21 protein-coding genes, 1 tRNA gene and 1 pseudogene are annotated in these 18,811 nt (G+C 40.7%); 6 read left to right on the forward strand and 17 right to left on the reverse strand.

What is annotated here, in order from left to right; translation table 11 throughout:
- Nucleotides 1–25: 25 nt before the first annotated feature.
- From ACLWMH_RS05205 to ACLWMH_RS05285, 17 genes and pseudogenes are all read right to left on the reverse strand, one after another.
- Nucleotides 26–1,582: a S41 family peptidase gene (locus ACLWMH_RS05205; protein WP_411915696.1), complete on the reverse strand. Its 1,557-nt coding sequence runs from the start codon at nt 1,580–1,582 to the stop codon at nt 26–28.
- A 92-nt stretch (nt 1,583–1,674) separates the two neighbouring features.
- The gene (locus tag ACLWMH_RS05210) at nt 1,675–1,995 is read right to left on the reverse strand and encodes a hypothetical protein (RefSeq protein ID WP_411915697.1); all 321 of its coding nucleotides are present in this window, start codon (nt 1,993–1,995) and stop codon (nt 1,675–1,677) included.
- Nucleotides 1,996–2,705: 710 nt separating this feature from the next.
- The gene (locus ACLWMH_RS05215; protein WP_411915698.1) at nt 2,706–3,110 is read right to left on the reverse strand and encodes a hypothetical protein; all 405 of its coding nucleotides are present in this window, start codon (nt 3,108–3,110) and stop codon (nt 2,706–2,708) included.
- A gap of 98 nt (nt 3,111–3,208) precedes the next feature.
- A pseudogene (locus tag ACLWMH_RS05220) lies at nt 3,209–3,415 on the reverse strand (hypothetical protein); the annotation flags it as partial.
- Between the two features lie 184 nt (nt 3,416–3,599).
- Nucleotides 3,600–4,166, reverse strand: coding sequence for a hypothetical protein (locus ACLWMH_RS05225; protein WP_411915699.1), 567 nt, complete (start codon nt 4,164–4,166; stop codon nt 3,600–3,602).
- Nucleotides 4,167–4,169: 3 nt separating this feature from the next.
- Entirely contained in the window at nt 4,170–4,907 is a 738-nt protein-coding gene (locus ACLWMH_RS05230; protein ID WP_411915700.1) for an ankyrin repeat domain-containing protein, read from the reverse strand.
- A gap of 278 nt (nt 4,908–5,185) precedes the next feature.
- Nucleotides 5,186–6,130, reverse strand: a complete 945-nt coding sequence (locus ACLWMH_RS05235; RefSeq protein WP_411915701.1) for a hypothetical protein — start codon at nt 6,128–6,130, stop codon at nt 5,186–5,188.
- Between the two features lie 314 nt (nt 6,131–6,444).
- Nucleotides 6,445–6,517: transfer RNA gene (locus tag ACLWMH_RS05240), tRNA-Pro, on the reverse strand.
- Between the two features lie 211 nt (nt 6,518–6,728).
- Nucleotides 6,729–7,775: a ferrochelatase gene (gene hemH / locus ACLWMH_RS05245; RefSeq protein ID WP_411915702.1), complete on the reverse strand. Its 1,047-nt coding sequence runs from the start codon at nt 7,773–7,775 to the stop codon at nt 6,729–6,731.
- A 144-nt stretch (nt 7,776–7,919) separates the two neighbouring features.
- On the reverse strand, nt 7,920–8,066 hold the full coding sequence (rpmH, locus tag ACLWMH_RS05250; protein ID WP_411915703.1) for a 50S ribosomal protein L34: 147 nt from the start codon (nt 8,064–8,066) through the stop codon (nt 7,920–7,922).
- A gap of 51 nt (nt 8,067–8,117) precedes the next feature.
- Nucleotides 8,118–8,708 (reverse strand): Maf-like protein, encoded by a 591-nt coding sequence (locus ACLWMH_RS05255; RefSeq protein WP_411915704.1) that lies wholly within the window; start codon nt 8,706–8,708, stop codon nt 8,118–8,120.
- 1 nt (nt 8,709) lies between these two features.
- Nucleotides 8,710–9,234, reverse strand: a complete 525-nt coding sequence (locus tag ACLWMH_RS05260; RefSeq protein WP_411915705.1) for a KdsC family phosphatase — start codon at nt 9,232–9,234, stop codon at nt 8,710–8,712.
- A 1-nt stretch (nt 9,235) separates the two neighbouring features.
- Nucleotides 9,236–10,015, reverse strand: coding sequence for a Rossmann-like and DUF2520 domain-containing protein (locus ACLWMH_RS05265; RefSeq protein WP_411915706.1), 780 nt, complete (start codon nt 10,013–10,015; stop codon nt 9,236–9,238).
- Between the two features lie 381 nt (nt 10,016–10,396).
- Nucleotides 10,397–10,873: an ExbD/TolR family protein gene (locus ACLWMH_RS05270; protein ID WP_411915707.1), complete on the reverse strand. Its 477-nt coding sequence runs from the start codon at nt 10,871–10,873 to the stop codon at nt 10,397–10,399.
- Between the two features lie 18 nt (nt 10,874–10,891).
- Nucleotides 10,892–11,503, reverse strand: coding sequence for an ExbD/TolR family protein (locus ACLWMH_RS05275; RefSeq protein WP_411915708.1), 612 nt, complete (start codon nt 11,501–11,503; stop codon nt 10,892–10,894).
- Nucleotides 11,504–11,532: 29 nt separating this feature from the next.
- The gene (locus tag ACLWMH_RS05280; protein ID WP_411915709.1) at nt 11,533–12,027 is read right to left on the reverse strand and encodes a hypothetical protein; all 495 of its coding nucleotides are present in this window, start codon (nt 12,025–12,027) and stop codon (nt 11,533–11,535) included.
- 17 nt (nt 12,028–12,044) lie between these two features.
- Entirely contained in the window at nt 12,045–12,866 is an 822-nt protein-coding gene (locus tag ACLWMH_RS05285; protein WP_411915710.1) for a MotA/TolQ/ExbB proton channel family protein, read from the reverse strand.
- Between the two features lie 641 nt (nt 12,867–13,507).
- Between ACLWMH_RS05285 and ACLWMH_RS05290 the strand changes: the two genes are divergently transcribed.
- The 6 genes from ACLWMH_RS05290 to ACLWMH_RS05315 all read left to right on the forward strand — a co-directional run bounded on the left by ACLWMH_RS05290 (nt 13,508) and on the right by ACLWMH_RS05315 (nt 18,755).
- A complete protein-coding gene (locus tag ACLWMH_RS05290; protein WP_411914734.1) occupies nt 13,508–13,927 on the forward strand; it encodes a P-loop NTPase family protein in 420 nt (139 codons plus the stop codon).
- Nucleotides 13,908–14,303 carry a hypothetical protein gene (locus ACLWMH_RS05295; protein WP_025883864.1) on the forward strand — a complete coding sequence of 132 codons (396 nt, stop codon included), beginning with the start codon at nt 13,908–13,910 and terminating at the stop codon, nt 14,301–14,303. The genes ACLWMH_RS05290 and ACLWMH_RS05295 overlap by 20 nt, the downstream gene beginning before the upstream one ends.
- Nucleotides 14,300–16,384: a bifunctional DNA primase/helicase gene (locus ACLWMH_RS05300; protein WP_244400373.1), complete on the forward strand. Its 2,085-nt coding sequence runs from the start codon at nt 14,300–14,302 to the stop codon at nt 16,382–16,384. Before ACLWMH_RS05295 ends, ACLWMH_RS05300 begins: the two co-directional genes overlap by 4 nt.
- Nucleotides 16,372–16,680, forward strand: coding sequence for a helix-turn-helix domain-containing protein (locus ACLWMH_RS05305; protein ID WP_244400372.1), 309 nt, complete (start codon nt 16,372–16,374; stop codon nt 16,678–16,680). The genes ACLWMH_RS05300 and ACLWMH_RS05305 overlap by 13 nt, the downstream gene beginning before the upstream one ends.
- 406 nt (nt 16,681–17,086) lie before the next feature.
- Nucleotides 17,087–17,836 carry a type IV toxin-antitoxin system AbiEi family antitoxin gene (locus ACLWMH_RS05310; RefSeq protein ID WP_244400371.1) on the forward strand — a complete coding sequence of 250 codons (750 nt, stop codon included), beginning with the start codon at nt 17,087–17,089 and terminating at the stop codon, nt 17,834–17,836.
- Nucleotides 17,829–18,755 (forward strand): nucleotidyl transferase AbiEii/AbiGii toxin family protein, encoded by a 927-nt coding sequence (locus ACLWMH_RS05315; RefSeq protein ID WP_244400370.1) that lies wholly within the window; start codon nt 17,829–17,831, stop codon nt 18,753–18,755. Before ACLWMH_RS05310 ends, ACLWMH_RS05315 begins: the two co-directional genes overlap by 8 nt.
- The last annotated feature ends 56 nt before the right edge of the window (nt 18,756–18,811 follow it).

An 18,811-nucleotide genomic window follows, 5' to 3' on the forward strand; every position in this document is an offset into this window, starting at 1 on the left:
GTGTCGGGGCGAACTGTCAGCTCTACTATTTTTTCTCTGATGTCGTATTAATGACATACTCCCACAGCGGATCCGCCTCAAGCTGGGCCGTATCCTTAGTGTAAGGAATAGATTTGTCGGGAACAAGTCTCTTCTCTCCACATCTTGTCTGATCTGGAGGCACAAAAGACTTACTGCTAGTATAACCCTTAAAGCCGCTATTGGGTAGCGTGAATCCGATCACATCTCCATAATGGCAAGGGGCGAAGGCACAAGGTGAGCTAGCATCTTCAAGGACAAGGGCTGCCCCTGCATCCTGTGCTATAGTTGCAAGCATCCCAGCGCTACTGAAGGTCTTCTCTCCAACGAATATGTAGACGTCTCCCTTAAAAGTTCGTCGAGGTGTGTGGCTCTGATCGCGTGATATTTGACTTTGACCATCTGTAAGGATCAAGTCACTAAAAGTCTTTCCATCGATCATCTTCCCAGAGTACGCTTTCGGAATCCTCTCGGACACGGAGGGGTAGTTCCTCCTCCACAACTCAGACACTCGTAGCTGATATGTATAGTGTGATTCGTCCTCTCTTTGCGAAGGTAAATACTGAAGTAGCATATCGCCAAGCATGCTATTTCCTCCTGAATTGTAGCGGAGATCTATGATCAGTGTGTGCGTATGAAGCGAGTCCATCTTTTGAAACATCTGATCAATAAAGTCCGAAAAACGAGGTAGAGAGGATAGGTATGCTTCCTCTTGAGGGGTTAGTGTATATCCACTTGGCTTGGACGTAGTAATGCGACTATACTCGGTCTGATAGTCTTTCATAGCGTTCATCTGGAGGTAAGCAACTCCTGGAGCTGCCATCACGTCATACCAGTACAGAGCTTTGCGTGGAGCAGTAAGTGTGTTGTAATGCATCGCTTTCGGACTGCTATACAATTCCACTCTATCACTCACAGATATGGGCGAGATAAAGATGGAGTCCATATCAGCAAATGTTACTTTCAAAGTATCCAAGCCTAGAGATCTCCAATAGATACAGAATGAGCCCAAAGCACTTACTTGAGAGAGCGAGTACTGCATATTGTCCGCACTCATATAGTGTCTGAGCGTATCGACAACATCTAGAATGGGAATGTCACAGATAGACTTAATCTCCTTTCCTACATAGCTCTGAAGGGTCTTAGGTGCTGCCATGAGACGCACGGTAGGGTACTCTTTGATCCCTAGCCTAATTGGGTAGTAAGTCTTAAACAGAGCGGTGTCAAGAGTCAGCGTAGTGTGACCGTCACCCATCAAACTCGTAAATTGCTGAAGAAGGAGGTACGAATCGGAAGGAGTATCGACGTGCTTGGCTAGCTGATAAAACTTAGCTAGTTCACTATCTAGACTAATCGCAAAGCCCTCCTCAAGCATTTTAGGGTGACTCTCCTTTAGAAGTTTGCCAAGCACTTGTAGATCCCTTTGTGTGGCATTCTCCTCTTGGGTTAGAGTAGCTGGGCTGGGGCTGTTTGCAAATGTGATAACGTCTTGCGCGTAAGTATTGAACGCTAACAGACATAGGCATAACGATGTCAGAAAGCAAAGAAAAAATCTATTCGTCATAAGGGAAGGGCTTTGTGTGATTGATGAATGAATGTACTTGATAGAGTGAATACTAGTGCAAAGGTACGATAATTTTCCTTGTTAGCCTGTAATTACAATGAAAGCAAGCTTACTACCAATGCTTCTATGAGTACAACTATAACCTTGGTTACAGCACCAAGAGCTCCGAAATTTCTAAACCCACAAAAGGATAATAAACGCAATATCATAAACTCCAATAAAAAGCACACAATCAACCCGAGTAAAAATGTCGTTACAATTCTCTTAATTACAAAGGATGGCTCTCTTATCGCAATCAACCAATCTTCTTTTGTGCCAATCCAAAAGTTAAACAACAGGAGCATGAAGAGGAAAGCCACTACAAAAGAGAGGATTGAAGGAAACCTATTTGAAACTTTATTTTGCGCTGCCATTCTCATTACGAATTACAAATCCATTTACCTCTATAGTTTCATCTTACCCCACCATATGTATGATATAAGCAGAGAGAGGATCACTAATTCTCTATTTTGAGTACACTTCCTCGAAGTTATACCCATTGGGAGCTCGACCCAGTTTAAAAAGGTCATATTGAAGCTGATAGGGAAAGCTCCCCCTTATAAACTTTTTATTGAATAAGCATTGTGTATCAACACTGCTATGCAATATTACTCCGTCTTTGAGGTATAATTCTATACTTTCCCCATCAAGCATATGCCTAAAACAGGCAACATCTTTATCAAGAGATCTATCGAAATAATCTACACTATCAGCGTAGAGAATAACATTTTCAGCCGGTATTGATTTATATTTTTGCGTATGATAGGGCTTAATCCGATAGGCTTGTATTGAATTCCCGTTATGGAACCAGATCAAGTTGTAATTATGAAATGCAATCGAATAGACATAGATTGAATCGTTTTCCATAAGAAGTTTATCGACCAATCTATTAGTCCTCTTTTGTAAATATAATTGAGGACTGCAACTAAAGCACAACAATGGCATCAATAAGACAACCACCATGCCTATATAACGACTTTTCATTTTATTTCCTCCTGATTACCCATTCCTACATTGTCATGTATCGACTTTTGTGTGTCACATATTACCGTTCTTTTTATTTTATCCCCTCCGATTTGGAGCATTACCAAAACTTATTACTTTCTTCATTAACAGTGATCTTTGAATTTGACCAAAATAGAAAAGACGCAACAAACAGTAAGATAGCTATATATAACCCTCTTTCAATACCTGAATTACGACAAAACACTCTGTCAAGCAACTCGTCATAATAGAAGGTAGTAGTATTATATCCAATTTGCAATCTTTTTCCGTTGGCTATATTAGTAGTATACTTCTTATTTCGATAAATAACCTCCACTGTAGAGTGTTGCCTTGAGCTATGTCTCATATCTATATTAACTATATTACAAGCTATATTGTATTCATTAGCAGTGATATTTCTTTCTCTTATATAAAGTAGAAACATATACGCCACAAAGAGACCTAAGCCGATATTTATCAAACAAACGATGCTTCTTCTTTTCATTATTGGCTGTTATTTAGGATTACTTTTTGAGTCTTACTACCAGCTGTTTTTGAAATGGTCTGTCTGATGCCATCTATAACGGTAGATATGTCCTTTACTGGAAATGCCGCCTTGCTGATAACAGAAAGAACGTTACACACGGCATCATAGCTGTAGGCATTGTCCATAATGGTGCCTACCTTAGCATTGACCACGAGGTTCTGTAGTCGGCGACGCTGTGGGTCATAGCTGTAGGTGATTGACTTACCTTCTGTCTTCAGATTTTCCGTCTGCTTACTTGTCATATTGCCAAAGGTATCACAAATCTAATAATCACGTTACGGAGAAATAATATCGTAGATTCAAGTAAGAAATGATTGCGCTCTTCATACGAACGTCTCTCCTCCGTTAGGTGATTCGTCAAAGGGCTTGTATACTCTTTCCCGTACAAGAAAGAGAATTATTTGTCGTTCTAAGGAGACGTAATACACCCTAGAGAGATTACTTATATCAAGTCTTAAATCGATAAAACAAGATTTCAATCAAGTAGTCGAGAATGCCCTTCTGTAACGGATATTCAGGACCTTTGAATCCTGGAGTGACAGTTATAGGCAAATTGAACTCGCAGACTTTCTCTCCCTCTTTACAGAGGACAAAATACATATAACTAATTCTCAAGTCGTGTTTATATACTAACGAATCAGTGTTGGAGTATGTAAACCTTCGGGTACATGGATTCTCAGAGAATACCCTTTTCAAAATATCGTCATCTTCCAACCGCTGACTGCTTACTATATTAAAAGTTGCTTTTTTATCCACTTTATCAAACGATTGAGAAAGTCTGTATCTACGATAGTCGCTATCTTTTTTGTGTACAAGCAACAATTCATGGTTCATTATAAAAACAAAATATGTTGCATGTCGAACACTATCACCCAAGACTAATTGAGCTATGGCTTCAGCCCGCTGTATGTTATGAAGATCAACTAACTCAAGTGAGTTTATCAAGCTTGACTGAGCAAAAGCAATGCCGATAGGAAGCAGCATTATTAAAAAAGAGCACAACAGTTTGTTCATTGTTTATAATGAGGTGAGGATTTTTTGCTGTAATAAATATAGATGACTGCCGGAAGGATATTCTTTGTCGTTTAAGATGTCGTATACTGTCTTTCCACCACCATATGTTCCTGACGGGATATGTAATGATACATTTGACGATGATATTAAATAGTCAACTGTCTCTAACTTATTTTGAATTACTGCCTGTTCAATAGGTGATGTATGGTTCACAGTCATAAATGGGTCTGCATTACCTTTTTCAATTAGATATTTTACATATTCAATTGATGTTACCACTGCTGCATTTAGAGCATTTCTTTCCAATCCCATAACAGAATCCGTAGTTATTTTATTGGGATCTGCTCCAAATTGTAGAAGTGCAGTAATATATCTTATATCAGTTTTATAATTTGAGGTTAGATACTTGGAGGCATAAATTAGAGGGCTTGTCCCATCAAAAGCAGTAAAATTAGGATTCGCACCTAAGCGTAACAAAGCTTCAGCGGATTTATAATGCCCATTAAAGATGGACCAAATAAGTAAATTTTTATGATACTTAGCATCCACTTCATCTATATCAACCGTCGGATTTGAATTTACAAACTCCCTCATTTTCACAGTATCTTCGGATTGAACAAGTTTTGCAAGTGTCCAAACGCGAGAGTCTTGGAATGAATCAATACTGTGAAATGTCTTATTCTGACGGCATGATGCCGTCAGAATAAGACAAATAAAGAATATAGCCGGAACTAATTTCATTTAAATAGATGGTTGATTGTCAAAGAACACATCACTTTCTCTTTCTCTTTCATTTGCCTTTATTCCTTTTTATTTCAGCTACCCTATATAAGCGCACACTCTCTACCCATAAGTTCCGCACAGTTCCCCGAGTTTCACAGTTTGGAAATCGTATTGTGCCTTTAAGTGATTAGACTTACGGGCAAAATTATCCTACTAAACGATTTTCGCTACTAACCGTCAAATTTTTTCAGCACACGTCAGCCTGTCATCCCTATCAATTCTGCCCATCCTTTTGCTTATAATTCAAAAGGAACTACTCGTTGAAATTCTCGAAAAATGTCAATATGCTCCGGCGCCTCTGCTCCTACAACTTTCCCATCATAATCAATGAAGTAACTTATTCTGTAATCCAACGACATGTCATTATCCGACTCCACATCCTCAATCATACGTTTATAAGAGTATTTAGTCTCCAGCACCTTTATCTTTTGAGCTTCATACTCATATATTATTGTTGCCTGTGCTGTCTCTCCATAAACAGTAGTAATGCTTTTTGATATTTTCCCATTTACATAATTGACTTTAGCTTCTGCACCCTCACTGCTTAAGCCTTCGATTTTATATATGATTGACTTTTCATTTGTCGCTCTACTCAATTGAAAGTCAGGTATTATATCTTCGGTCAGAATCGGAATAAAGTCATCTTCCGGAAAATTACTTGAGATCAAGCTCAGAGAACGATCCAATCTATAAATTTCTTGTATAGTATCTTGTCCCGGGTAATCTTCTATCTTAGGGATCTTACGAAAGATTTCAATTCTATCATCTCTTAGCTTGTAAAAGATTGTAGGCAAGTCACACCCAACTGAACTGTATACATGGAGCCTGTAGGCTATTTTATCCTCGGATTCGATGTAAGAAGCTATATAGCGATCTATTGAGTAACCATCTGTTATTTCATACATTAATAGCCAATAGTTTCTCGCTTCGACTTTGCAAACAGGATAATAATGTAACCTATATCTACTGTTCGGATTAATAAAGCAATCATTTCTAGTATTGCATAAGTAATCCAAAACAACATTTTCAGGAATTGGCGATACCGGAGGAGCAGGACAAATTACAGAATCAGGAAATACTTCTTTCTTATCCCAATAGTCAAGTATACTATCTTGACCAAACATTAGTGTTGAGCTCGAAACAAGCGCAAGCACTAAAAAACAGATCACTTTCTCTTTCATTTGCCTTTATTCCTTTTTATTTCAGCTACCCTATATAAGCGCACATTTCCTCACCCTACACTTGTTTTCTACACGCCCTTTATAAAACCGACTATCTTGAATGTTAATGCCCATGCGGCAATCTGCATTATCATAATACGAGAAGTAATTTGCCTTCCCATCAAATCCTATTCCTACAATATTAACAAAAAGCCCCGACAAACTGATTATGTGCTATCTTGTCAATTCCATTAGAAAGATAGTCTTTAAAACAAAAATTCTTTCAATCCGAAGGATCAAAAGAATTTATTCAACCGGTCACTCTCTTTTAGTAGTCGGGATGAGAAGACTCGAACTTCCGACCTCCACGTCCCGAACGTGGCGCGCTACCAACTGTGCTACATCCCGTCGCTAAGTGAAGCCGTCTGCCACTTCCTTGTGTGTACAAACGCTGCCTATCACCTAACGCAGGTGCAAAGGTAATCAATTATTCTTATATGCAAAAGCCCTCTTTACTACATCTATCTTTGCCCATCCACTCGTCTTCTTTTAGCGCGTTTCATTATGTTAGGAAGAAAATCTCACCATAATTAATTCCCTTACTCCTCCAAAAAAATATCTAATACCTTTGATTAGAGATAATGATCTTTTTTTGATCTGTAGGGACTCTATTGCTTGGGCATCTCTTTTTGGTGCTTTCAGCTTCCTGCACCAACTGAGCTATTAGTTCGGCTAAATCGGTCGAATCGTTTAACGATTCAGCCAAGGAGCAGCACTCTCCCCCTACCTCTATGAACTGCTTTTGGAGCACTACACCAATATCATATACATTTTCCAAACAGTCCATGAGAAAGCCCGGGCAAGCCACCAGCACCCTTTTGTAATTCAATCTTAGCCATTCCGGCAAAGCTTGCTCTAAATTGGGTTTGAGCCACTTTTTGCCTATAGCGGATTGAAAGTAGAGTCCAGTGGAGGGATGGCCGTCCGGCAAAGCTTGGGCGATGAGTTGCGCTGTTTTTTTACATTGTTGAAAGTAATTGAAGCCGTACCAGCATCCACACCACTGATGTACTAACGGAATACTGTGGAAACTTATGGCAATATGGTCGTATTGCGCTTCTGCTAATCTCTCTTGAATGCGCTTTACAATGGCACTAATGTATCGCTTGTCGCTCCAGTAGGAATGTACGATATGAAGAGTGGTTTCCGGGAAAAAGAATTTAAGCGAGGCTTTAAGAGGCTCTATCGTTGAAATAGAGCTGCTGAACGTATGGTGTGGGTATAGTGAAAAGATGGTTATTTCACTGAAAGGGCCATCTGCTTGAATTTTCTGTATAAAGGGGGTAAGTGTGTCCTTTCCTTCATGTAAAGAGAAGTTGTAGATGCTGTGGGTGTCACCTACTAATTGCTGTAAGCGTAGGCGCAACCGCTCTCCATAGATGCGTAAGGGTAATTCCCCTCCATACAAATCTGATAATGCGGTATAGCGAGCTACTGAATGAGGAAGGTGACCGGGTAAAATACGCTTCTCTATGATACGTCGTCTAATTGGTTGTGGAGCAGAGATTACATGTTTATCCCCAAGGTAGTTACGTATGTAGTCAGCTACTGCCTCGGAAGAGGTATTGCGCGGTGTACCAATGGACGAGAGTATGATCGCTTTCAAGACTATTTCTTAGTTAAAAGCCCACTAAATAGAAAAAACCTGTTCCTCTATGATGAAGGAACAGGCCGAAATGAATTATACCGCACAGACATATCCTACTGACTATACGCACTAGTCACAGTACATGGTGCGATAGATAGGAAATCAATATTCGTCGGATACAGAGAGCTTAGCTCTTCCTTTAGCACGACGTGATGCGAGAACGCGACGTCCGTTGGCTGTGGCCATACGAGTGCGGAATCCGTGTTTGTTTTTCCTTTTCCTATTGTGAGGTTGGAATGTTCTTTTCATGACTATATTATTTCTGGGTCTACTATTACTTACAGGCTACAAAGGTACTAATTATTTTTGACCTGCCAATTCCATAAGTGCTCTGTAGAGGGGATGGACCGGTAATCCCATTACATTATAGAAAGAACCTTCAATACGTTTGATGGCTATATAGCCTATCCACTCCTGTATTCCATAGGATCCGGCTTTGTCGTAGGGAGCATAATGATCTAAATAATAAGCGATCTCTTCACTACTTATATCTGCAAAAGTTACTTTGCTTTCAGCAGAAAAACACTTTGTTTCCTGATGGTAAAGGGTAAGTGCTACTCCGGTAACTACGGTGTGCGTACGGGCGGAAAGTTTACGAAGCATCTCCTCTGCGTTAGTCCGACTATGAGGTTTGCCAAGTACTTCACCTCCAACGATAACGGTTGTATCAGCAGTAATGAGTAAGTCGCTCTCTATTAGTGAAGCTCGGTAAGCATCGGCCTTCTTTTTAGCTATATAAAGAGAAACTTCTTGAGGAGAAAGGATAGTAGGGTAGCTTTCGTCAATGTCGGGTAAGGGACGCACTTCAAAGGGAAAGTTAAGTCCGCTCAGTAGCTCGCGACGTCGGGGAGACTGAGAGCCTAAGATAATATGATATGGGTAAGTAAGCATACTACCAATTTAAATTAATTCCATCCAGATGCCATTTTCCTTGAGCGCGCATTACTTGCTCGATCACATCACGTGCTACACCTTCGCCTCCATTATAGGGGGAAATGTAGTCGGATACTTCCAGGGCTTCATAAGCAGCGTCCCGAGGAGCTACGGCAATACCTGCAAGCTGCATTACACCTACATCCGGCAAGTCATCTCCGATATAGACAACCTCTTCGTAAGAAAGGTGGTATTTGTCGACAAAATGCTTCAGATCGGCAACTTTATTGCGAGACTCTCCATAGTAGTCGGTGATACCAAGATGCCGAGTACGAAGCAAAGTTTGCGGAGAGTAGCCGCCTGTAATGATCGCTACATGGTATCCGTGGGAAATAGCCATACGTAGCGCAAACCCATCCTTAACATTACCAGTGCGAATAGGAACCCCTTCGATATCCAACATCGTAACAGAGCGGCTTAGTACACCGTCTACATCGAAAACAAAGGCTTTAATATGGTCGAGATTAAGAGGAATACTACTCATATTAGATGGGATAATGGTCTTTAATAGAATGGGTCAGTAGATCATAAATAGCGGTTAGGATCTCCGGGTATTCTTTTAGAATTAAATGATGCTTACGTATGGTTTCATCATCATGCCGGCGTGCGGGACCACTTTGAGCCTCTAATGGGGATAGGAAGTCCACTTTGCGAAACGTCTCTCGAAGGAGGGGACGCAGCTCATCGAAAGAGAGCCCCTCCGTATCGCTCAATATTTCATCGGCTATGGTGAGTAGGTGGTTCGTGAAGTTGCATGCAAATACGGCAGCCAAGTGAAGCTTAGTGCGACTTGTAACATCACTTTCTTTGGCTTTCATTCCTAATAGTGCAGCTAAACTCAGTATAGTCTGTTGCGTCTCAAAATTATTGTATTCAATAAAAAGAGGCGTACCTTGTAACTCAATAGGAAATGACCGCGTAAACGTATTAAAAGGATAGAAGAGCCCATAGTCGTTATGGTAGGGTGCGAATAGGTCACTTGAGCGTGCTGCTGCTGTATGAAGCCAGACTCCTTTGGTGGAAGGCATGGCAGAAGCAACTAACGCAATAGCATCATCTTTTAGAGAAAAAAGATAGCAATCGGCATCTGTAGGCAGTTCATTTAATTGGTTAGTGATCAATAGGTCCGATGCGTACTTTTCTTTAAGTTCTTGAGCGCGAGAAATGCTTCTATTGTACAGAGCAATAGGCGTGTTCCCTACTTTTACAAGGGCTGCAAGGATACTCTCAGCTACAGCTCCGGCACCGATTTGTACGATCTTCATCACGTCTATAACTATAATTCTATGCTACAAAGGTAGTGAATAGTAGCCACAGACTCCATTTTGGGGGAGATACTATTTAAGTCACAGATTTGCTTTCTACTTGATTGAACAGTCAAAACAAAAAATTAGACTATAGTAGAGCTTAGGCGAGAGTCTCTTACTCTTACGCATATCCAAGGAACATGAACCGGCACTTCGCCTGAGTAGCACCTTTGTGGTATTAGATGATTTCCACTGTCTGAGATGGCTTTATACTTACTTAGAATACCTCTTGTAAGTCTTCCTCCTTTAGACGTTCAGAACAAGTATATATAAGAGAAGGGGCCGCCTCAAAGAGACAGCCCCTCCATATTAGCATTAACGTTTATCTAATCAATAAAATCACTTATCCAGCGATTCTCTTGCTGAGTAGCTTATATTAAGCGCATCAGCACGCCGCAACTGATATTTAATATCAGAGATAATCTTCATCTTAGTAGTAGCATCACCCTTTATGGAGATGGTCATAAGCTTCTTACGTTCGTCCTGTATCTTGGCTTGCTCTTGCTTTGCATAGTCGTAGACAAGGTCGGCATTCTGCACAATTTTGTCATTGATCTGCACACATGAGTTGTTACCAAATTTAGGGCGCAAAGAGGCTATTGGCTTGCCTACATAGATGTAAGACACAAGTGATTTTTCTTCCAGCTTTGTCAGCTCGGTTGCCCTCGGGAGGTTTTGGTACTCTACTTTAGCTGTTACTTCGCGTATGCTGGTAACCATCATGATAAAGAAGAGGAAGGCAAATATAAGGTCAGGCAACGAAGCCGTATTTAGCTCCGGCATTTCTCGTTTGCCATCTTGTGTGAATCTTCCCATGGTACTTTATCCTCCTTATTAGTGTTTTAAGTCTGACAATGGCATCTCAGAGATGTGCATGGGATATATATCCACTACCATCTTCTGCTGTGCTGCCGGTAAATCATCATAACGACGTGAAAAATGCTTCAGCGCTGTTTCGTTCCATACTTCATTGTATGCCTTGAGCAACTCATTCTGTACATTGATGTACATCTGATAGCTCGTTTCTACCTCACTCTTCAGTGATATAGCATAGCTTGAAGTGGTAGTCTCAACGTTTCCTAACCCCGGAATTTCGCGAACCTCCTTTTCCGGTAGATTCTCACTATTGGCCGGGTTAACGATAAACTCTTTCACGTGATCCTTCAGCTCTTGTAAAGGTATCATACTGATACTTTCACCGGCTGAGGATGTACGCAGTACGGCAATTTGGTCGTTACGATTGACGAGCAACTGTAGTACGTTGCGGTTATTAATCTCTATATCGTTTTGTTGTTCTTCCTTAGGGCTTAATGGCGGTAAACGTCTCTTTAAGCCCTTATCCGTGTCCATTGAAGTAGTAATCAAGAAGAAGATCAGAAGAATAAAAGCGATATCGGCCGTGGATGACCCGTTTATTGCGGGTACTTTACGTTTACTTCTTGCCATATCTTTTACTTGATTTCTTTATTTGGTTATTACTTCGACTTCTTGTTGGATCCAATCTTGGAGAAAGCTCCCCAAACGATAGCAACTATATTGAGTAAGAGCAATACATAGGAGGTGAAAATAACCATGTCGGTGGTTTTAAGCCAGCCGGCTGTGGTGTACTTCTGAAAGTCTTCATTTACCTTTCCCCCTATGGACTCTATATTGGCACTACCTACAGCATAGGTAATCACTAAGATAAGGATAAGTGCGATTAAAGCACCTAAGCCTACCCATGCTTTACGTGGATTGTGCTTGAACCCTTTCAAAAACCCTACAATAGAAAAGACTATTGTAGCAACAAGTGTTATACAGATTAGGAAGTAAGCCCAGTATAGGAACAGATCAGTCAAGTTGTAAGCTTTATTACCGGCTGCGTCTACTGTAGATCCTCCTAAAAAGAGGGCTAAGCAGATCACAATAGAAATAACAAGCAACGTGATGAGCGTCCAACCGGCTATCCTTCTACTTTTTGTTACTGACATAGTAGTAGGCAAGCGTTTTACTTGTTGTTCTTAAGGTTGTATTTAATAACGAGGTCCATCAACGTAATAGAAGCATCTTCCATCTTATTGAGAACGGCTTCCACCTTACTGAGGATGTAGTTGTAGAAAAGCTGAAGAATAAGGGCAACGATCAAACCACCGATAGTGGTAATAAGAGCTACCTTCATACCTCCTGCTACAATCGTCGGGCTGATATCACCAACCTTTTCAATCTTATCGAATGCCATTACCATACCCACAACGGTACCCAAGAACCCGAAGGAGGGAGCCATTGCGATAAATAGGGTAATCCAAGACAAGTTCTTTTCGAGAAGTCCTGCCTGTACACCTCCGTAAGAAGTGATGGAGCGTTCTACGATTTCATCACCCTGCTCGATACGCATAAGGCCTTGGTAAGCAATGGATGCAATAGGACCACGTGTGTTACGGGCTACGCTCTTAGCTCCTTCTACATCACCGCGATTGAGGTGGTCTTCAATATCCCGAAGAAGACGATCGCTGTCGGTATCGGAAAGGTTAAGGTAGATAATTCTTTCTAAGCAAATTGCCAAGCCAATGACAAGGAGGAGTGCAATGATGGACATAAAGTCAGCACCCCCTTCGATGAATTTACGCTTAAGTGCTTGGTGGAAAGAAGTACTTTCTTCAGCAACAGCATTAATTTCTTCATCCGTAGCCTGTTCTTCTTCTGCCACTTCGGTTGTAGTCTCTTGAGGAGCTGCTGCGGGCTGTTCTTCAGCCTCTTGAGCCCAAGAGCGATTCGCAAAGCCTCCTAAGACGAGAGCCATGCATGCGATAGTTGCAATTAGTCTTTTCATTGTACAATCTTTTAGTTGTTCTTCTATGTTTGTTTTTATTCTTTTCAGTCTAACTAACTATTGCGGAGAGGGAGGGTTGTAAACCAAGCCTTCTAACTCCTTATATCGTAGTTGTTTATATTCCTCTAAGATTTAATTGTAGCCAAATTGTAGCCATAGGAGAGTATTTTGAGAATACTCATAGCTATTGCTGTGAGATTTGCTCGCTTGCATTTCTCGGGTTCAAAGGTACGAATAAGTAGAACAACCTCCAAATATCTGAGAATAAAATTACTCTAATTTTCTTGGCTACAATTCCAGTGCACGGTGCAAGCCCTTATATATAGATAAGGCTTGCACCGTGCACTGGCGGTCATTATATGAGATGCTACTCACTTCAGCTTATCTCATTATGACGTTCCCTAAAACAATGAGGGTTATAACCAAAAGATCTATGAAGTGCTATCGCTATGCAGAGAAGTGTGTTGATGCACACACTGGTAGAATATTACCAATGAATGGTGTTTAGATATTCGTCTATAAAGGGCTTTGAATAGGATCTTTGCAGGTGATAATTCAACAGTAGAAGAAACATGAACAAAAATCGACCCGTTAAGCCCGCAAGAGATAGACGATTGTATGTCATTTGCCCAACACTAGATATGATGTTGGCTTCGTGTGACAATGTCAAGCAAATAGCATATGATAGCGGATTAGACTACTCGAACTTTGTAAAGACTTGCAAGTTCCAAAGAGACATTCGCCTCAGTACTTATCAAAGATGTGCTGAAGCTTTTGGTATGGATACGCTCATTCTGCATTTGCCGTTAGGCGCGGTTGAATCTTTCGCCTCTGTGCAAACTCATCATGGTAATCAATGTCTTATAGTGCAGAAAGAGGACCTACTACGTATTCTTCGCCATTTTCACCCGCTTGAAATAGATGACACATTATCCAATATTGAACGTCTCATTGAGATCTTCCTGAAAGAAACCGAACATGAGCTACTGAAGAAGCTACTTCCACTTCTAGCTGAAACCTTTCAAACATTGGCAGAATCCTATGGAAACGTACAACCCTAGCACACTTCTTGATGAAATTCAAGGACTTCGAGAGGAAGTACGCCAAGTTGCAGACTTCATCAAAGAACTCAAAAGAGAGTATAGCGTCCTTGAGGAAAAGATCGAGCTAAATTCATCAGACGTTATGCGTCTATTAGGAATATCAAAAGCTTCTCTTGCTCGATGGCGAGATGCCAATGCTGTCCCATACCGCTATGTATCCTGCAATCACGTCCTTTATCCTTTTAAGGGTCTATATATAGCTGTAAAATCAGGCCGTGCGACGTTCAAAGGGTTTAGACGCATAGAAGCATTGCAACGGTTGAATGCTTACAAGGATGGTATACTGAAAGGCTATTTGGGGGAAGATGCACAAAATCTTTTTGAAGAGCTATGACACTAAAAGAAGAGGTCTTGCAGTTGACCAATCGAGGATTAGAGGTTTTCTACTTCTATATGCCAATTGACTTTGTTCCCAAGCGGAACTTTCGCAATCCTCTCTATGATGACAAACGAGCATCTTGTAATATCTATTTTGATCCTAAGTCAGACTCATATCGAATGAAAGACTTTGGAAATGAAGCATACTCAGGTGATTGCTTCTGGTTTGCTGCAACAATTTTGGGGCTTGACGTCCGATCTGAATTCAAGAAGGTTCTAGTGACTATTATCCAGGATCTAAATCTAAAGATTTCTATTGAATACAGAGGAGACACAAACATGAAAGCAGCCCGTTCCACCTATCCTAGGCAAGCCGTTGAACAGAGTCAAAAGAGGTGTACAGGGTCGATGGATAAAGTAGAATACATAGCAAACAAAAAATCGTTCCGAGTTTATGAGCGCCCCTTTACGCAAAAGGAACTTGCTTTTTGGGAGCAATATGGGATCTCCTTGGAAACATTGGAGCAATACCACGTCAAATCGTTGTCTTGCTACGAATCGGTGAGTAGAGAGGGAAAACCTTTTAAGCTCACCTCATCTTCCGAAGAACCCATTTTCTGTTACGCTCACAACGATTTCGTCAAAATATATCGCCCGAATAGTAAACTGAGGTTTCTATATGGTGGAGAAAAATCGGAAGAGTATGTATTTGGGCTAGCACGACTGCCTAATAAAGGAGATATCCTATTTATTACGGGAGGAGAAAAAGATGTCCTCTCCCTTTCTGCACACCATTTCAATGCTATTTGCTTCAATAGCGAGACTGCACAAATACCAAGAGGTATTATCGAAAGTCTTTCACTTCGCTTCTTACACCTCATCATTTTATACGACTCTGATGAAACAGGGGTCAGAGAGGCACAGAAACAGGTGGAAGCGCTTTCTGAATTTGGAGTACTTAGACTACAACTACCTTTGAGCGGTATCAAAACGGAGAAAGACATCTCTGACTACTTTGCCCTAGGCCATAGTCAGCAGGATTTAAGAGATCTTCTCGCTCGAATGTTTTCCAGCCTATACAGCGAAACAATGATGATATTGCAATCTTGTGAGATTGATTACGACAATCCTCCAGATGTTTCTAAGTCGGTTGTCTCAGTCAATGGAGTCCCTCTTGGCTCTCAGGACAATCTTTTCTGCATTACAGGTGGAGAGGGTACGGGCAAGAGTAATTACATTGGTTCTATCCTTGCAGGCACATTATGTGCTGAAAGGTTAGATTCAGAGCGAACACTAGGATTAGAAATAACTCCCAATCCAAAAGCCTTGGCTGTTTTGCACTATGACACAGAGCAGTCTGAGGCTCAACTATACAAGAATTTGGGAAAGACATTACGGAGAGCCGATGTAGAGACTGTTCCTGACTTTTACCATTCTCTATATCTAGCCTCACTTTCTCGTAAGGATCGTTTGAAACTCATTCGTGAAAGCATGGACTTGTTTCGTCATAAACATGGAGGGATACACTTAGTAGTTATTGATGGGATTGCAGACTTAGTGCGCTCTGCAAATGATGAGACCGAGAGTATCGCTGTCGTAGATGAGCTTTACAGGCTAGCGGGGATTTATAACACCTGCATCATTTGTGTATTACACTTTGTGCCAAACGGGATCAAGCTTCGTGGGCACATAGGCTCAGAATTACAACGTAAGTCAGCAGGAATTCTTTCGATTGAAAAGGATGACAATCCTGAATACTCTGTAGTCAAGGCTTTGAAAGTGAGAGATGGGAGCCCTTTAGATGTTCCTATGATGCTCTTTGGATGGGATAAAGAGCTGGGGATGCATGTCTATCGTGGTGAAAAGTCTAAGGAGGATAAGGAGAAGCGAAAAACAGACGAATTGATCTCAATTGTTACGGAGATCTTTCAAAGCAACCGCCGTCTCTCTTACCAAGAGTTGTGCGATGTTTTAATGCGAGAGCTGGGAGTCAAAGAGCGCACAGCAAAGAAGTATATATCCTATATGAGAGAGCAACGTATCTTGTCTCAAGATACTGCAGGGAATTATCAAAAAGGGGAACTATGTCATACTTAGACTATCTTACAGAAGATCCTTGGCAAAAACGACTGTTTGATAAGCTAGCGAATGTGGAAGAAAAACTAGACCAGTTGCTGGTATTACGAGAGCAAGCCATAGACGCTGCTGTACAGCCACCGCTCAAGCCTGAGTATCTTGACATCATTGATGTGTCTAGATTGCTAAAGGTTGAGCAAAAGACCATCTACAATTGGGTATGGGCGGGTAAGATTCCCTACCTCAAAGCTAATGGTCGCCTATTGTTCCTTCGTGAGGAAATTGATGAGATGCTAAAAAGAAGAGAGGAGTGGTAGATGTTAGGTTTACGCATTAACAGAAATCAGGGCGAAAGAATGAGTCAGTGAATCGTCAAGCTGACTTGAAGGAGGAATTGATAAAGTTGTTTGACAAGAGCAAGAAATACAATGAGGTACACAGCATCATTCTTGAGAAATTGCATTAGTGGGTGGAATGTACGTTCTCTTCCTCCGAGATGAAATAGTTGAAATGCTTCGCAGAAAAGAAGAAGAGTGATCAGCTTTCAGAATGAACGGCATCGTTTTCTTCGGAAAATCTGCACGTGAGTTTGAATTAAAACCAAAATGTCTACTATCGGTTTACATTTCTAAGTGATAATTCAACTACTCCTTTGAGATAACAAGAACTTACTCTATCTTTGCAGTTGGATATTTACTCTAAATGTAAACTGATAGTAGACTTATGGAGAATAAAATAAACTTGCTTCTACAAGGAGCTACTAAAAACGGGCTATTCTTTTCTAGGTGGTTATCTGAGCAAGGATATTCTAGGCAATTACTAAATAAATATCGTTCTTCAGGATGGCTAACATCGCTTTGCAATGGAGTAATGTATCGAACTGGAGAAGAATTATCCGCTTTTGGTGCATTACAGTCCTATAATGAACAACTGCATAAGGAAATGCGAATAGCAGCTCACTCTGCGCTAGAAATATATGGGTTTAATCATTACGTTCCTATGGGGAAACCTCGTTTGATGGTGACCGATAAAGAGAAGTTACCTCAATGGCTCAAGTTTGATCTGTTTGACAAAGAGTTTGAGACTTTCTCAACAACAGCATTTAGCTCACCCGAGGTTGCCACTATAAAGCATTTAGATTGGGAGCTACTCATTTCTGCCCCTGAACAAGCTTTTATGGAATGTCTTTTACTTGCTCCAAAACGATATGATTATATGGACCTATTTTATATCATGGAACAATTGACCACCCTGCGCCCCAAAGTTGTGCAAAATCTTATTGAAACGACTCAGAATTACAGAGTAAAAAGAGTATTCCTATATATGGCAGAAAAGGCAGGACACTATTGGTTTGAAGACTTAGATCTTTCTAAAGTCGACATAGGGACACATAAGTTGCAGTTAGTAAAATCGGGAGTTTACATCAGTAAATATTTAATTACTGTGCCAAAAGAATTGAATTCGTATGAATAATGAAACCTATAAGAGTCAAGTAGCACTACTTGTCCGAATAATGCCGTTGGTTTATCGCATTGAACAATTTGCGGTACATGGCGGCACGGCAATCAATCTCTTTCACAAGAATATGCCACGCTATTCTGTGGATATTGACTTGACCTATATCCCGATTGAGTCTCGAGAAGAGAGTCTCAAACACATCAATGAGCACTTGAAAACGCTAAAAGTCAATATAGAGCGAGCAATACCAGGCATTAGGGTAACACACAAACCTGATGTATGGAAACTACAATGTAGCCTCAATGGTGCTATGGTAAAGATTGAGGTTAACGGCACTAAGCGAGGAGTATTGGGAGAGGTGGAAATCGTCGAGCTTTGCACCAAAGCACAAGAAGAATTTCAAGCTTATTGTAAAGCACGCATAGTACCTTATTCTCAGCTATATGGAGGTAAGATAACGGCAGCATTGAGTAGACAGCATCCAAGAGATCTATTCGATTGTAAATACATGGAGATGCAAAGCATCGAACAAATAAAGGATGGATTCTTCTTGTGTTTATTGGGAAGTGATAAGCCTTTTGTAGAGTCCCTTGCTCCTAATCCTATTGATCAAGAAGATGCATTAGATAATCAGTTCAATGGGATGACCGATATAGAATTTACCTATACAGATTACCAAAAAGCTCGTACAGAGATAATTGGTAAGGTCAATAACTGTTTGACTGAAATAGACAAGGAGTTTCTGCTGTCATTTGAGCAAGGATCACCCAATTGGTCTCTTTGCTGTGCAGGTAATCTAAGCACTTATCCATCGGTTCAGTGGAAACTATTAAACATTAGAAAACTCAAACAACTAAACCCCAAGAAGTTTCAAGCGGGCATTGATAAACTTAGAAATCACTTTGAACCATCCAGGAAACACCTATCTAAGTGAGTAGAGCGAATAAGAACTGAGCATCCTCAAAAAATCTTAATGATCAAGACAGGTAT

It is taken from the genome of Porphyromonas miyakawae (assembly GCF_045865415.1).
GTDB lineage: Bacteria > Bacteroidota > Bacteroidia > Bacteroidales > Porphyromonadaceae > Porphyromonas > Porphyromonas miyakawae.